At 46.5% G+C, this 17,109-nt stretch carries 10 protein-coding genes; 8 read left to right on the plus strand and 2 right to left on the minus strand.

The annotated features are described in order from the left end of the window. Positions 1-87 precede the first annotated feature (87 nt). Positions 88-1,878: a translational GTPase TypA gene (typA, locus tag NDI44_RS01085; protein ID WP_190413055.1), complete on the minus strand. Its 1,791-nt coding sequence runs from the start codon at positions 1,876-1,878 to the stop codon at positions 88-90. 341 nt (positions 1,879-2,219) lie between these two features. On the opposite strand from typA, the gene NDI44_RS01090 reads away from it, so the two are divergent. The 8 genes from NDI44_RS01090 to NDI44_RS01125 all read left to right on the plus strand — a co-directional run bounded on the left by NDI44_RS01090 (position 2,220) and on the right by NDI44_RS01125 (position 14,888). After that, entirely contained in the window at positions 2,220-4,652 is a 2,433-nt protein-coding gene (locus NDI44_RS01090; protein WP_190413056.1) for a PAS domain S-box protein, read from the plus strand. 41 nt (positions 4,653-4,693) lie between these two features. Further along, positions 4,694-5,140 (plus strand): response regulator, encoded by a 447-nt coding sequence (locus NDI44_RS01095; RefSeq protein WP_190413057.1) that lies wholly within the window; start codon positions 4,694-4,696, stop codon positions 5,138-5,140. Then, positions 5,137-6,684 (plus strand): ATP-binding protein, encoded by a 1,548-nt coding sequence (locus NDI44_RS01100; protein WP_190413058.1) that lies wholly within the window; start codon positions 5,137-5,139, stop codon positions 6,682-6,684. The genes NDI44_RS01095 and NDI44_RS01100 overlap by 4 nt, the downstream gene beginning before the upstream one ends. Before the next feature lie 193 nt (positions 6,685-6,877). Beyond that, on the plus strand, positions 6,878-7,900 hold the full coding sequence (locus NDI44_RS01105) for a serine/threonine-protein kinase (RefSeq protein WP_190413059.1): 1,023 nt from the start codon (positions 6,878-6,880) through the stop codon (positions 7,898-7,900). A 305-nt stretch (positions 7,901-8,205) separates the two neighbouring features. Then, a complete protein-coding gene (locus NDI44_RS01110) occupies positions 8,206-8,862 on the plus strand; it encodes a hypothetical protein (protein ID WP_242033003.1) in 657 nt (218 codons plus the stop codon). A gap of 105 nt (positions 8,863-8,967) precedes the next feature. Further along, a complete protein-coding gene (locus NDI44_RS01115) occupies positions 8,968-9,540 on the plus strand; it encodes an HD domain-containing protein (protein ID WP_190413715.1) in 573 nt (190 codons plus the stop codon). Positions 9,541-9,903: 363 nt separating this feature from the next. Continuing rightward, the gene (locus NDI44_RS01120; protein ID WP_190413060.1) at positions 9,904-11,334 is read left to right on the plus strand and encodes an AAA-like domain-containing protein; all 1,431 of its coding nucleotides are present in this window, start codon (positions 9,904-9,906) and stop codon (positions 11,332-11,334) included. Beyond that, positions 11,331-14,888, plus strand: coding sequence for an AAA-like domain-containing protein (locus tag NDI44_RS01125; protein ID WP_190413061.1), 3,558 nt, complete (start codon positions 11,331-11,333; stop codon positions 14,886-14,888). Before NDI44_RS01120 ends, NDI44_RS01125 begins: the two co-directional genes overlap by 4 nt. 61 nt (positions 14,889-14,949) lie before the next feature. Here NDI44_RS01125 and NDI44_RS01130 read toward each other — a convergent pair whose 3' ends face one another. Next, positions 14,950-17,091, minus strand: coding sequence for an EAL domain-containing protein (locus NDI44_RS01130; protein ID WP_190413062.1), 2,142 nt, complete (start codon positions 17,089-17,091; stop codon positions 14,950-14,952). Positions 17,092-17,109 lie beyond the last annotated feature (18 nt).

Genomic DNA, 17,109 nt, shown 5'->3' on the forward strand with positions numbered 1-17,109 from the left:
GCGATCGCTCTAAAAAAAAGCCCGCCATCGCGGGCTTTTTTCGTGTAGCTCCCAGGCTTCAACCTGGGGCTATTGTTGTCGAATCATTTACCGCTTCGCCAACTTCTTCGTCACCTTCCGCAGCCGAATTGACTTGGGAGTAACTTCCACCAATTCATCTGAACCGATGTATTCCAAGGCACGCTCCAAGCTCATATCGATTGGTGCTTGTAACTGCACTAATTCATCACCGCCAGAAGCACGGTGGTTCGTCAGCTGCTTCGCCTTGCAGACATTCAGTTCCAAATCTTGAGAGCGGTTGTGTTCCCCGACAATCATGCCTTTGTAAACTTTGGTGCCCGGAGTGATAAAGAATGCACCCCGATCCTCAGCATTCTTCATCGCGTAGAAGGTAGCAACGCCTTCTTCAAATGAAATTAAGACACCGTTGCGGCGAGTTTCCATATCGCTGGTGATGGGGCGATAGTCTAGGAAACTGTGGTTCATAATCCCTTCGCCACGGGTGAGGCGCATGAATTCACCCCGGAAGCCGATTAAACCACGGGCGGGAATTACAAATTCTAGTTGAGTGCGACCCGTGGCACTCATCTGCATATCTTGCATTTCGCCCTTGCGCTGCCCCAAACGTTCGATACAGCCACCACTCGCTTCTTGCGGGACATCCAGCACCAAACATTCGTAAGGTTCGCAGGGTTGACCGCTGACTTCGCGGAAAATCACTTGCGGCTGGGAAACTTGAAATTCATAGCCTTCCCGACGCATGGTTTCAATCAAGATGCCGAGGTGAAGTTCGCCTCGACCGGAAACGAGTAATTTATCGGGAGAGTCGGTATCTTCAATCCGCAGGGCGACGTTCGTTTCAAGTTCGCGGAACAGGCGATCGCGTACTTGCCGTGATGTCACCATCGTCCCTTCCTGTCCGGCAAAGGGCGAATCGTTCACCGAGAAGGTCATTTGCAAGGTAGGCTCATCTACCTTAATCAGCGGCAAAGCTTGCGGTTCGTTCGGACAAGTAATTGTCTCGCCAATATTTGCATCGGCAAAACCAGCCACCGCCACAATATTTCCCGCGGAGGCTTCTTCCAAATCAATTCGCTTTAAGCCTTCAAAACCCATCAACTTGGAGATTTTACCTTTCACAATGGCGCTGGTTTCCGTCACCAAAGCCACTTGTTGCCCCATCCGGATTGTGCCGTTATGGATTTTTCCAATCACAATCCGACCCAGATATTCAGAATAATCCAGGGTTGTCACTTGCAGTTGTAGAGGCTTATTCGGATCGCCTACAGGTGGCGCGACATGGTGCAGAATTGCCTCAAACATGGGCTGCATATCCATGTTGTCGGATTCCAGGTCATTTTTGGCATAACCATTGATACCGGAGGCAAACAGATAAGGGAAATCGCACTGATCGTCATCGGCACCCAATTCCAAAAACAGATCCAAGACTTTATCAATTGAGCCGTGGGGATCGGCTTGAGGACGGTCGATTTTATTAACGACAACGATCGGGCGCAGTCCCTTTTCTAAAGCTTTTTTCAGCACAAATCGCGTTTGGGGCATGGGGCCTTCATTGGCATCTACAATCAAGATGCAGCCATCCACCATACCTAACACCCGCTCGACTTCACCACCAAAATCGGCGTGTCCGGGAGTATCAATAATATTGATCAGGGTTTCTTTATATCTGACGGCGGTATTTTTCGCCAGAATTGTGATGCCTCGCTCCCGCTCTAGGGCATTGGAATCCATGACGCAATCAGGAACGTCTTCGCCTTCGCGGAAGATGCCAGATTGCCGGAGGAGGGCATCAACGAGGGTTGTTTTGCCGTGATCGACGTGGGCAATGATTGCGACGTTACGAATAGGGAGCGTCATAGAAGCGTGCCAGAGAGGGTGTTGAGATTGAAATAGATGTCTCTTGGCTTATTAACAGAATTTGGGATTTAACATAAATCCTGTAAAGAAGCCTTAACAATTCTAGCCTAATCGCCCGAAACATGGCGCTAGTTTTATGCATCCCCCATCCTTCATTTTTGTTTTGCCTTTCCGGTGCCAGTGCGCGTGAGGCACAGGCATCACAGACACTATTTGACGCAATGATTGCAGTAGCCGTGTGAAACGAATCACTGCCAAGAAATGCGATCGCCCTTAGCCTAACTGAAGACGAGAATTGGCGAGGAAAATCTTATCACCAAGCACAACATGAGGGAGACTTCATGCCAGATTTCCTGAGAACCCTTTTGGCTTCAGCAGGGTTTATTCCCCACGGACACTGCTATCTATGGAAGCCAGATTTAGTTTGGCTTCATGTTTCGTCAGATGCTTTGATTGCGCTGGCATATTATTCGATTTCATTCATGCTGGTCTATTTCGTCTACAAAAGACGAGATGTGCCTTTTAACTGGATTTTTCTGCTGTTTGGCAGCTTTATCATCGCCTGCGGCACCACTCATCTAATGGAAATCTGGACGCTGTGGCATCCTACTTACTGGCTAGCCGGATGGATCAAAGCGTTTACTGCAATTGTCTCCCTCGGTACGGCGGTGCTGCTGTCAGAATTGATCCCTAAAGCGCTGGTTCTCCCTAGTCCAGCAGAATTAGAAGCGGTAAACCTGGCACTGAGAAACGAAATACTAGAGCGTCAGCAAGTGGAGGAAGCGCTACGCGAAAGTGAAAGACGGTTCCGCGCCATTTTTAACCAAACATTTCAATTCATTGGATTACTAAAACCGGATGGCACTGTCTTAGAGATTAATCAAACAGCGCTAGAGTTCGTTGGAATTAAGGCGGCGGATATAGTCGGTCGTCCATTTTGGGATGAAGTTTGGAACCTACCCACCGAATTCCTGAATCAGTGGAAAGCAGCGATTACCGAAGCAGCAAACGGTAACTTTGTTCGTTTTGAAGGGAATCTGCCCACTCCTCAAGGCACAATGTTTGTTGATGCCTCGCTCAAACCTGTGAAAGACGAGACAGGACAAGTGGTGCTATTAATTCCAGAAGGTCGGGAAATTACCGAGCGCAAACGGGCAGAAGAAGCATTACAGCGAGCTTACGAGCAACTAGAAATTCGGGTTCGGGAACGAACGGCAGAATTAATAACCATAAACGCATCGTTAGAAGCTGAAATTGCTGAGCGTAAACAGGCGCAAGCAGCACTACACCAACGAGAACAAGAACTCAAAGCACTAATCGAAAATACTCCAGATATCATTGCCCGGTTCGATCGAGATTTACGTCATATCTATGTCAACTCAGCAATAGAACTGGCAACAGGAGTACCGTCTGAGGTATTTATCGGCAAAACGAATCGCGAATTAGGAATGTCTGAGGATCTCGTCTCCCAATGGGAAAGCATTTTCCGCCAAGTTTTTGAAACGGGTCAAGAGAATGTTGTTGAATTTCAGTTTCCGACACCGAATGGTCTGAAATATTATCAATCTCGCCTGGTTGCAGAATTTACCGAAGACGGTTTAATCAATTCTGTACTGGGTATCTCCCGGGACATTACTGGACTGAAGCAGGTGGAAGAAGCGTTGCGGAACAGCGAGCAACGATTCCGTGCCACTTTCAATCAAGCTGCTGTCGGGATTGCAGAGGTAGAAAGGAATGGACAATGGCGACTAGTGAACCAAAAGCTTTGCGATATTACTGGTTACACTCGTGAGGAACTTTTAGAACGAACTTTCCAAGATATTACTCACCCCGATGACCTCAATACTGACCTCGAAAATGTTGGTCGAATGTTAGCTGGTGAGATTTCAACATACTCAATGGAAAAGCGCTACATCCGCAAAGACACCTCCCCAGTCTGGATTAATCTGACTGGATCGGTTGTGCGTAATTGTGCAGGCGAACTCAGGTACTTTATTGCCATTGTTGAAGACATTAGCGATCGCAAACGATTCCAGCAGGAAATTACACAACTCAATCAAGACTTGGAACGCCGGGTGGTCGAACGGACTGCACAACTCGAAGCCGCCAATCGGGAACTGGAAGCTTTTTCTTATTCGGTGTCCCATGATTTACGTGCGCCACTGCGGAGTGTTGATGGGTTTAGTCAGGCGCTTTTGGAGCGCTACGCTGACACGCTGGATGAGAAAGGCAAACACTACCTGCATCGGATTCGTGCAGGCAGCCAGCGCATGGGAGAACTCATTGATGACCTGCTGGAGCTTTCGCGGGTGACACGCACCGAGATGCGTACCACGGAAGTTGATTTAAGCGCGATCGCTTCTGAGATTGTCATTGAACTAAGACAGTCGCAACCGGAACGACCCGTTGAAGTTGCGATCGCTCCAGGCATTGTTGCACAAGGGGATGCGCGGCTTCTACGAATAATTCTGGAAAATCTACTTCATAACGCCTGGAAATTTACGTCAAATCGCTCATATGCTTGTATTGAATTTGGCATCACACTAAAGATAGATTCTCAACCTGCTTATTTTGTACGTGACAATGGCGCTGGCTTTGACATGGCTTATGCCAACAAATTGTTTGGAGCCTTTCAGCGCCTACACTCAATGACTGAGTTCCCCGGAACTGGCATTGGACTGGCAACTGTCCAGCGAATCGTTCACCGCCACGGTGGTCGAGTATGGGCCGAAAGCGCAGTAGAACAAGGTGCAACTTTTTATTTCACGCTCTAAGGCGGGCAGAATTTAAACTTAGCTTCTAAACGGAAAATAAATTGAATAACCGACACATCCTATTGGTGGAAGATAATCCTGACGATGAAGAGCTTACCTTACTTGCTTTGGATCAAAGCGGTATTCCATACAATGTTGTAGTAGCCCGCGATGGAGTAGAGGCACTCGATTATCTGTTTGGTACGGGTAGGTACACTGACAGGGACATTAACAGACTACCCGCAGTCGTTCTACTAGATATAAAAATGCCCAGAATTGATGGTTTAGAAGTGTTGCAACGACTGCGTGCCAACGACCTGACAAAACTCTTGCCAGTCGTCATTCTCACGACATCAACAGAGGAGCAAGACCGACTCAACGGCTATAGCTTCGGTTGTAACAGTTACATTCGCAAACCTGTAGATTATGTACAATTTATGACAGCAGTAAAGCAGTTGGGAATGTATTGGCTGCTTTTCAATGAAGCCCCGCCGTTACTAGGAATATGATGAATCAACCGCTGCGAGTTCTCATCGTTGAAGATTTAGAAGATGATGCTGAATTACTGCTCAACGAACTAGAGCGCGGTGGTTACGAGCCGATTTACGAGCGGGTAGATACAGCTGCTGCCATGAATACAGCACTAGATAAACAACATTGGGATATTGTCATATCAGACTACTCAATGCCCACTTTTAGCGCTCCTGCTGCTTTAACTTTGTTGAAAGACAAAGGGCTAGATTCACCATTCATTATTGTTTCCGGCAACATTGGAGAGGATGTCGCAGTCGCTGCGATGAAAGCTGGAGCCTCTGACTACTTGATGAAAGGCAACCTGGCGCGATTAATTCCCGCAGTTGAACGCGAGTTGCGCGAAGCCGTTGAGCGGCGCAAACGGCGCGAAGCAGAACAAGCTTTACGGGAAAATGATGAACGCTTCCGCTTACTGATCGAAAATGCCTTAGACATTATCGCTGTTCTAGATACTGATGGCACTATTTATTACACAAGTCCATCCGTTGAGAAAGTTTTAGGTTACAAACCGGAAGAGCTAGTTAGCAAAAAACTCTATAATTTTATTCATCCTGAAGACGTAACTGAGGTGATTGATACTCTCAATCAAGCAGTTAAAAAAACCGATATTACTCTATTTACAGAATTTAAATTTCTACATCAAAATAGCTCTTGGCAAATATTAGAAGCAATTTGCAAAAATTTTATTCCCCAGTCAGGAATTCCTAGAGTTGTTGTCAACTGCCGGGACATTACGGAACGGAAGCGGACAGAAGAAGTTCGGATTGCTTTGGAAAAAGAAAAAGAACTGAATGAAGGGAAATTTTACTTTGTTTCAATGATGGCCCATGAGTTTCGCAATCCCCTCAACACGATCCTCATGTCTGCCGAACTCCTTGAACATTACAACTATAAAGCTACTGAAGAGCAAAAAGCTTTATATTTCAATCGCATTCGCTCGGCTGCCAAACATATGACACAGTTATTAGAAGATGTTTTGACAATTAGCCGAGCAGAAATTGGAGAATTAGAGATTAATGTAGAGCCTTTTGATTTAAAACAATTTTGCCACGATTTGATGGAGGAAATTCAGTTTACAACTGGGAAAGAACACACGCTCATCTTTGCCAGTAAATGTAAATGTGCCCAGGTATATATGGATCAAAAACTTCTATGGCATATTCTGACAAATTTGGTCTCGAATGCAATTAAGTATTCACCGCAAGGCGGCACTGTCCAGCTTGAACTTTCTTGTCATGATGGACAGGCAACAATTCAAATTAAAGATGAAGGAATTGGCATTCCTCCAACCGACCAAGAACGACTATTTGAAGTGTTTCACCGAGCCAAAAATGTTGGCAAGATTCCCGGTACAGGGCTGGGATTATCAATTGTTAAAAAATTCGTGGAGTTGCACGGCGGTCAGATTTCCGTCAGTAGTGAAGTTGGGGTAGGCACTACTTTTACTGTGCTGTTGCCATTGAACAGTCAGATGTCTACCGAGGAGTTAGACGATGCGACTGCGTATTTTGCCAATTAAACTGTCATTTATAGCAGTTCTCAACTACCGAGCTTCACGGTAGAGTATCACAGCCATGAAGATTGCTTTTTGCTTAGGCTAAAGCGCGATCGCTTGTATTTGTACTTTAAATATAGTACGCTTGTACTAAGTTAAATTGAATACCTCTTCAGACCGCGCCAAAATCGATACAAGCGCAAGGGAGTCAGAAATAATGGCTTGGAATCCTGGGCAGAAGTTGCAAAACGGCAAGTACACGATTGAAAAAGTGCTAGGACAAGGTGGTTTTGGGATCGCCTATTTGGTTAAAAACAAAAAAGGTAAATTGCTTGTCATCAAAACCCTCAACCACTTTCTGCAACGCCAACACGACTTCGGCAAATTTCAGCAGGATTTTCTGAATGAAGCGGTGCGGTTAGCCAAATTTAATCATCCTCATATCGTCAAAATTGATGAAGTCATTCAAGAGGATGGGCTGTGGTGCATTGTGATGGAATATATTGCGGGAGAAAGTCTAGCCCATCGAGTTTGGCAGAAAGGGGCAATGTGCGAAGCGGAAGCAATGCGCTACATTCAGCAGATAGGTGATGCCCTGATACTGGTTCACAACAATGGTTTGCTGCATCGGGATGTCAAGCCCCTCAACATCATGCTGCGTTGTAAAAATGCCAATGTTGTAGGTTCTGAGATGGAGGGCGTCTTGGAAGCGGTTCTCGTTGACTTTGGCATTGCCCGCGAGTTTACCCCAGATATTACCCAAACGCAGACAGAATTTTGCTCTAGCGGCTTTGCACCGATTGAGCAGTATGACTGGCGATCCAAACGCGGTGCTTACACGGATGTTTATTCTTTAGCTGCAACGCTTTATACCTTATTAACGGCTCAAGTACCTACACCTTCACCGATGAGAGCGTATGGGATGGAACTCACACCACCCAAATGCATTAATTCTCTCCTCGGCGCTCGCGTAAATTACGCTATCGTCAAAGGTATGGCCTTAAAACCAGAAGATCGCCCTCAGTCAGTGCAGGAATGGCTGGCGTTGTTGGGAATCTTACCACCCAGAAATGCTAACCCCAGTCCTCTTGTCCAATTGCAGGAGCGGTTGCGGGAAGCGCAAGAAAATCAATTAGATGGTCGTAATGAGTGGCGGGAGCGATTCCGAAAGGCTCAAGAAGACAGATTACAAGATAATCATAATTGGCGCGATCGCTTGCGAAAAGCTTGTCAAAAGTGACAGATAGAAGATGGCTCCGATAGCCGAATCTTGAAGTTGTCAGTTCAGGATGCGATCGCATCCTGAAACTCATTGCAGCGAATCTAGAACCTCCCCCTCGTTTTTGGGCGCTGACGCCTGGAAGAACGAGAATTTGGATGCGCTGCATCCTCTAGACGGTGGGGAACTTAGAGCGATCGCTTTGGCGTCAGATCCAGGTAAGACTGAGAAGCGAAGACTGCTAGTTTTTGTCCTTTTACCATGTTTTGGGATGAAAGGGCAGCTTTTTATGAGTAAATACCTAATGCAAAAAAAATTCTAAGGACATGGTGAAACCGTCTCACCGAATGATGTTGATGGGTGCCTATATTTTTGCTGGTTTACTGTTTACTAAACCAGCACAGGGATTAGTTTTTCCTCAGCACTTGCCAAAAGCGCTGGTAGTACCAGCAAGCATTTTTCTGAGCACTCAGCCTTATTCACCTTCACGGGTTTTAGAAAATATACCACCCGAATTGCGTCCAGAGCCAACTCTGGACGATTTTAATGCCAATATTTGTCAGGATATTCCGATGGGAGTTGGCGTTCCAGGATTTCAACCAGGAGTACATAATAGCGTTGTCCAACGAATACTTGGCAGTCCCGGCGTAACCACTAGAGGTTACTGGCCGAATACTCGTGCCATGTCCTATCAATTAATCCCAGATCAGGTGAGCCTGGGTTTTTTATTTGATAAAAATTCTGGACTCATACGCCAAACCGAAGCATCTTTTGCCCAACGGGTGAATACCGAGATCGTCCTAGTGACGTTGAATAGTATGTTGGGTTGCAAGCTCAACGACACCATCAAGCAGGGTTTACAACAGGTACAGCAGCGTCAGTCTCCCAAGTTCTTTTTTTCGATAGAGGCTCTTCAGGGAGTGATTGAGCGAGATAAGCGCGATCGCGTTTATATTGGCATTTGGGAAGCAGGCTTACACTAAAGATGAATAATTGGGAATTAGTAATGGGTCATTTGTCATTCGTCAGCAGCCACAAATCAACGACTAATAAGGATCGATCGTTACCCATTACCCAAAATTAAAATGATTCTCTCACAACGCTTTACAGATGCCCTGACCTTTGCCACCGCCTTGCACGCGAACCAAATTCGCAAAGGTTCGGGTGTTCCCTATATTTCTCATTTACTCGGCGTCACCAGTATTGCTTTAGAGCATGGAGCGAATGAAGATGAAGCGATCGCTGCTCTACTCCATGATGCCATCGAAGACCAAGGCGGTGCCGCGACACGAGAAGAAATTCGTCGTCGGTTTGGAGATACGGTGACGGAAATTGTCAACGGTTGTACCGATGCTGACACAACACCCAAACCCCCTTGGCAGGAACGCAAAGAAGCTTATATTGCCCATATCCCGGCTGCTTCAACCTCGGTGCGTCTTGTCTCAGCAGCCGATAAACTCCACAATGCCCGCTCGATTTTGACTGATTATCACATTGTAGGCGAGGCAATTTGGGAACGCTTCCAAGCAGGCAAACAAGGAACCCTTTGGTATTATCGCTCTTTGGTTGGCGCATTTCGCAAAGCCGGTTCATCACCGCTCATTGATGAATTAGAACGGGTCGTTTCAGAACTAGAACATCAGGTAGACAAAGCGACTTAAGCTGCTTGACTGACAAATCTCTTAAAACCCTTGCCAATTCGTGGGGTAGTCCCGTGCGAGAGCGGTATCATTACTTTTACAAGAGGCTAAAATGCTTTTGCCGTGGTTGTTTGGGTTGCCACCCGATCCTTAAGTAAAGACGCCCTAATTCCTGCACCCAACATCTTGACTACAGGAAGATACAGCGAAGGAAGTTACAGGAATTAGCATATTTTCCTTTTATTTGACAAATAATTCAGACAAAAATTATCTATTTTTATAGGTAAAAAGTAAGAATATTAAAATAGAATTTTTTGGTTTTAGGAACCGACGATTCTGGAGACAACTTGCTAGATATGATGCCAGGTCAAATTATGTCATCGTATGAATGTAGATGAAGTTCTAGAAGCCGTAGAAAAAGTTCTGCTTTCTCGGCAACTCAGTCCCGTTGAGCGATTAATCCTGCGTCGCTCTTGGTTAGGAGACGATTATCGTGAAATGGCGCGGGATTCTGCTTACAGTCTCCCCTACCTCAAAGAAGTTGGTTCCCACTTGTGGCAGGCTCTCTCCGCAGCACTCAACCAGAGAGTGACGAAAAAAAATTTGCATTTACTCGTTAACCTGCACCAGCAAAACCGGACAGGTGAACAGCAAAATAGAGCGCAAGAGGTGCAAACAGACACAGAAGTAGAAGATAATTTTTCAGCTTCAGAAACAGAGACTGAGCAAAAATTTCCTGGGGGTCCTGTACCGCTAGATTCTCCTCTCTACATCAATCGTCCCCCGATTGAAGAACTCGCCTACACTGAGATTACCCAACCTGGATGTCTGCTCCGCATTAAAGCACCCAAGCAAATGGGGAAAAGTTCCCTACTTATTCGGATTCTGGCTCGCGCTACAGATGTTGGTTACAAAACTGTCTCTTTAGATTTTCAGGAAGCCGACGAAGCAGTTTTTGCCTCCCTCGATAAATTCCTACGCTGGTTCTGTGCCAATGTCAGCAGACAGTTGAATCTCAATCCCCTAATGGATGAGTTTTGGGATGAGGATATGGGCAGTAAAGTTAGCTGCAAAATCTATTTTGAGGGTTATCTGTTCAAGCAAGTTAACAGTCCTCTGGTGTTGGCTTTGAATGAAGTTAATCGGGTTTTTGAGCATCCCGAAATCGCCTTAGATTTTCTCCCAATGCTGCGATTTTGGCACGAACAAGCACGAGCAGTGGAAGTTTGGCAAAAGCTCAGACTTTTGGTTGTTCATAGTACAGAAATTTATATTCCGCTAAAGCTGAATCAATCCCCCTTCAATGTTGGGATATCCATTAGGTTGCCACAGTTTTCAAGCGAACAAGTGCAGGATTTTGCACAGCGATATGGACTTGATTGGAGCGATAGTATAGAGGCCCAAAATGATACTTCCTGCCGCAACGATTACGCATCTCTACTAATGGCAATGGTGGGCGGACATCCCTATTTGGTAAGCGTAGCGCTTTATCACCTGCGCCGAGGAGCGATGACATTAAAGGAGTTATTGCAAGTGGCTCCTACACCCGCTGGGATTTATAGCGACCATCTACGGAGTCATTTGGTAATGCTCCAAGATGAACCACAGTTAGCATCTGCTTTGCAACAAGTTGTTACTGCTGATGAGAGCGTACAATTAGAAGCGATCGCTGCCTATAAGTTAGAAAGTATGGGATTGATTCAAATGGATGGAAATCGGGCAAGTCCCAGCTGCCAGCTATATCGTCTCTATTTTCGCTCGCAGCTAGGAGAGAAAAAAGAATGCCAATGCCACTCCAAGAATACTGAGCGATGAAATACCAAGTCGGTGGCAGTCTAACCAGCGAAGCTCCCAGCTATGTACAACGAATTGCAGACTCCCAACTCTATGAAGCATTAAAACAGGGTGAGTTTTGCTACGTTCTCAACTCCCGACAAATGGGCAAATCCTCTCTGCTGGTGAGAACTCGCCATCGCTTGCAACAAGAAGGGTTTAAATGCACTGCTGTGGATATGACTAATATCGGCAGCGAAAATATTACACCGACTCAGTGGTACAAGGGAGTTGTTGCCGATCTGTGGTCGGGTTTTAACTTGTTAGAAAAAATTAATTTAAAAGATTGGTGGCGAGAGCAAGATGATATTTCACTGCTCCAACGACTAAGTCGATTTATTGCCGAGTTGTTATTAGTTCAATTTCCGAATGAAAAAATATTTATTTTTATTGATGAAGTTGATAGCATTTTAAGTTTGGATTTTCCGGTTGATGACTTCTTTGCCTTGATTCGGTTTTGCTACAACCAACGAGCCATCAATCCAGAATACAGACGGATTACTTTTGCAATTTTTGGTGTAGCAACGCCAAGCGATCTCATTGTCGATAAAAATCGAACCCCTTTTAATATTGGGAAAGCGATAGAACTAACTGGCATTCAACTGCACGAAGCTCAGCCATTAGTGAAAGGATTAGCGGTAAAAGAAGGAAACTCGCAAACCGTTTTAAAAGAAATATTAGCCTGGAGTGGAGGGCAGCCCTTTCTCACCCAAAAGCTGTGTAACTTGGTAGGGAATCTTGTTGACACGCGATTGAGCGATGAGACGATGAACAGCGTTCTGACCATTCCACCAGGAAATGAGGCGTTTTGGGTAGAGAACCTGGTGAAGACACGCATCATTCACAAATGGGAAAGCCAAGATGAACCAGAGCATTTAAAGACAATACGCGATCGCATCCTTCGCAACGAGGAACGCGCTGGCAGATTTTTGGGAATTTACCAGCAAATCCTACAAGGTGTGGAAGTACCAACCGATGACAGCCGAGATCAAATAGAACTATTGCTATCGGGTTTAGTGGTAAAACACCAGGGTTATTTAAAGGTAAAAAATCGAATCTATGAAGAAGTATTTAATCTCAAATGGGTAGACAAGCAATTAAAGGAACTGCGCCCTTACTCTCAACTTTTTGATGCTTGGATTGCTTCAAAACAAAAGGATACATCGCGGTTGTTGCGTCGGCAAGCGCTGAAAGACGCTCAAATATGGGCACAAGGTAAAAGTTTGGGCGATTTGGACTATCAATTTTTAGCCGCTTCTGGCGAATTGGATAGGTTGGAAATGCAGCAAACTCTAGAAGCAGAACGGCTGAAAGAAGTGGAAGCGCGACTAACAGAGGAACAAAAAAGATTAGCACTAGAGAAAAAAAGTTCCAGGCGGCAAAGATTTTTGCTTGTTGTAGAAAGTATGACATTAATTCTCGCCTGTGCATTGGGGCTAGCGGCTTATGTTCAGTATCGGCAAACTGCTGTCAGCGAGATAAAAGCGATCGCTAAATCTTCCGAAGCACTATTCGCTTCAAATCAAAAGTTAGATGCACTCGTACAAGCGATCGCAGCACAGCGACGATTAGACAAGTTGAATGTTGCAGATGGAGATATTCAGCACTCAGTGAAGGAGGCTCTCCATCAGGCTGTTTATGGAGCGGTTGACTATAACCACTTATCCGGGCATGACAATGTGGTTAATGATGTAACGTTCAGCCCTGATGGCGAACTCATTGCCTCAGCTTCTGCGGACAAAAGCATCGATCTTTGGAAAAAAGACGGTACAAAACTGGGAACGCTTCAAGGTCACAACAATACGGTTTGGGGAGTCGTATTTAGCCCCAAAGGGGAGCTAATTGCTTCTGGTTCTGGGGATAACACAGTTAAACTTTGGCGCAAAAACAGGACAAATTCACCAGACGGAAAGCCGATTTATACCTTGTGGCAGACCTTAAAAGGACATACCAAAGACGTTGCAGACGTAGCCATTTCTCCTGACGGTCAGACCATTGCTTCCGCTTCTAAAGATAAAACAGTTAAACTCTGGAGTGCAGACGGCAAACTGCTGAGAACTCTCACTGGACATACAGATGAAGTTGCCAGCGTTGCCTTTAGCCCTGACAGTCAGATCGTTGCATCTGCTTCTCACGATAAAACCATCAAACTCTGGAGTGCAGACGGTAAACTGCTGAGAACCCTTACCGGACATACGGATAGAGTTAGGGACGTTACCTTTAGCCCTCACGGAAATCTGATTGCCTCGGCGAGTTGGGATAAAACAGTCAAACTTTGGCACCTTGATGGAACTTTAGTCCAAACCCTAACTGGACACAGCGATGCAGTAGGCAAAATCGCTTTTAACCCTCAAGGTCGTTTAATCGCCTCGGCAAGTCTTGATAGAACAGTTAAACTTTGGAACCTTGACGGGACTCTCGTAAAAACCCTGCCAGCCGCCAAGGATGTCGTTTCTGGAGTGGCGTGGAGTCCTGACGGACAAATCCTCGCCTCAGCCAGTTGGGATGGCCCGATCGCGCTCTGGAAGCTTGATGACAGTTTTAGCCAGACTCTTAACGGACATCAAGCATCAATTTACACCATAAAATTTAGCCCGGATGGTCAGACAATTGCCACCGCCAGTCGCGATCAGACCGTTAAACTTTGGCGGCTTGATGGTAGCTTAATTCGCACTTTCCCCAAACAAGCCGATAAAGTTTTTGGAGTCGATTTCAGCCCAAAGGTCGCCACCCTTGCTACAGGCGGTTATGACAGCACTGTTCGGTTGTGGCGACCCGATGGAACCTTACTCCACACTTTTACTGGACATCAAGGCAGAGTCTTCGCCGTTGATTTCCATCCAGATGGACAGTCACTCGCCTCGGCGGGTGAGGACAGAACCGTCAAAGTCTGGAGGATTGACGGCACTGAATTGGCAACTCTTCAAGGACATACCGATCACATTAACGGAGTGGCATTTAGCCCTGACGGAGAACTCATTGCTTCAGCTAGCGTGGACGGTACCGTCAGACTTTGGCAGTGGGATAATGCCACATCTGGAACACCCAGCTACAGGCTTCTACACACGTTAAAAAGCCATCGCCGTCAGGTGGCTGGAGTGGCATTTAGCCCTGATGGCAAGACCCTAGCTTCAGCAGGTATGGATAGCATGGTGAGACTTTGGCGGCGCGACGGTACAGAAATCAGAGCCTTGAAGGGACACAAAAATGGGGTGTTCGGGGTAGCATTTAGCCCTGATGGCAAGACGATCGCCTCAGCAAGTTTCGATGGCACAGTCAAACTTTGGAACTACGACGGTAAGGAGCTTGAAACCTTAAAGGGACATAGCGATGGGGTGTTCGGAGTTACCTTTAGCCCTGATGGGAAGTTAATCGCCTCAGCCAGTCAGGATAGAACCGCAATTTTGTGGAATTTAGAGCGAATTTTCCAGCTCGATTTCCTCCAGTATGGATGCGATTGGGTGCGGGATTATTTGCAGACGAATGCAGATGTGGAGGAAAGCGATCGCCATCTTTGCGATGGAATTCAATCCTGATTTACATTAGATATTCACCATAAACTAATCCGTTCTACGTGCAAAATTTGAGGACAATTACTCAAATTGGGCTAAGGTTGTAGCACGACGATGCGGCGATTAATGTCTCGGCTGCCATGCTATCGACTGGCTTAGAAAATAAATATCCTTGTCCGGATTCGCATCCCATCGTCTGGAGTTGTTTCATCTGTTGAATCGTTTCGATGCCTTCGGCGGTGACATCCATTCCCAAATTATTAGCTAGCGTCACAATCGCTCGGACAATGGGTAAACTTTCGCCACCGATGCCCATGCGGCTAACAAAAGAACGGTCAATCTTCAAGGTATTGATCGGAAAATGATACAACCGGCTTAAAGAAGAATAGCCAGTACCGAAGTCATCAATCGATAGCTCAACACCCAAAACTCTCAAATATTCCAGCATCGCGATCGCATCTTCATTGTCTGCGATCGCGCTTTCGGTAATCTCTAGCTTTAAACTGTAGGGATCGCACTCGGTTTTGTGCAAAATCTGGTCGATCTTTTCAATTAAATCGGGTTGCAAAAACTGCCTGCCCGACAAATTGACGCTCATTGTCAGTCCCCGGTGGTTTGGAAATGCCGAATGCCAGCGTTGCAACTGACTGCAAGCCTCGCGCAGCACCCACTCACCCATCGGCAGAATCAGTCCCGTTTCTTCCGCCACGGGGATAAACTCCGCTGGGGAAACTAAGCCGCGTGTGGGATGCTGCCAGCGCACCAGTGCCTCGAAGCCAGAAATTTGACCTGTTGCCAGCGATACTATCGGCTGATAGTGCAGCCGTAACTCCTGGCGTTCCAGAACGTGTCGCAGATCCGTTTCCATCTGCAATCGGGCAACTGCTTGGTGGTGCATGGTCTTGTTAAACACCGCATACCGCGCCCTCCCTAGTGCCTTTGCTCGATACATGGCAATGTCGGCATCGCGCAGGATGTCTTCTGCCTGGTCATAGCCCAGCATACTCAAAGCAATGCCAATACTGACAGTGCTGAATACTTCTTGCCCCTCAATCTGCAATGGTTTTCGCAGTTGCCTTTGCAATCGATTGGCAATGCGGGTGACTTGGCTCAGGTCTGGTAAATCTGCTAGGACGATGGCAAACTCGTCTCCACTCAACCGTGCCACCGTATCTTCTGGGCGCACCGATGCCTGTAGAATTTTTGCGATCGCTACCAGCAATTGATCTCCTGCTAGATGTCCCAGGCTATCGTTAATCACCTTAAATCGATCGACATCCAAAAACAGCACAGCAAATAAATAGTCCTGGCATTGATTCGCCCGTTCCAGGGTTTGCCGCAACCGATCCATAAAAAGTGCTCGGTTGGGCAAGCCTGTCAAAGCATCGTGATAGGCTGCATGGAATAATTGCGCCTCTACTTGCTTGCGCTGAGTGATATCGCGTTGAATTGCTAGGTAATGAGTCGTCTCATCTTGTTCATTTTTGATGGGTTCGATGTGCCACTCGTTGTAAAACTCCGTGCCATCTTTGCGATAGTTAATCGCTTCGCCATAAAATACTTTCCCTTCGGACAGAGTTTGTCGCAGTCGGTCGAGGAGAGTCCGATCGGTTTTGGGTCCTTGCAAGATCCTCGGTGATTCACCGATGACTTCCTCTGGGGTGTAGCCGGTCATTCTCGTAAACGCGCGATTGACAAAGATGATTTCTGGACCGGGAAAAGTTAAGTGAGTCGAAGTAATCGCGATCGCATCTTCCGCAAATTCAACCGCCGCCGCCAGTTGCCGTAACCTTTCTTCTGTGCGCTGGCGTTCCGTAATGTCAATCGCCACACCCACTAGACCAACCACTTGACCTGTTTGATTTTGCAGCGGGGTGGTGCGGTTTTCGTACACCACATCGCCTATCTGGACAATCCAGGTTACTTCTTTTCCAGCTAAAACGTTGCGAATATTCGCTAAGATTTCAGGCCGGTCTTTGTAAAGGTCAAAGATCGACTGCCCGATTACCTCACCGGCTTTCAGTCCGAGAGCCTCCAGTCCCTTGCCCTCAGAAAGCGTAAAAATGCCATTGCTATCTAGGGCATACAAAATAATTGGTGCATTTCCAACACTGGCGCGTAGCAGCTGTTCATTACCTAATCCCAAGGAACTGAGGCAATGCTGTGGCAATATACCCAGACTAGAACCGTCACCGTTCCTAGCAGTGTCGATCCTTTCGCATCGCATCGTCCTTATCCTGTGGGA

The organism is Trichocoleus sp. DQ-A3 (assembly GCF_039961975.1).
Taxonomy (GTDB): Bacteria; Cyanobacteriota; Cyanobacteriia; order Cyanobacteriales; family FACHB-T130; genus FACHB-T130.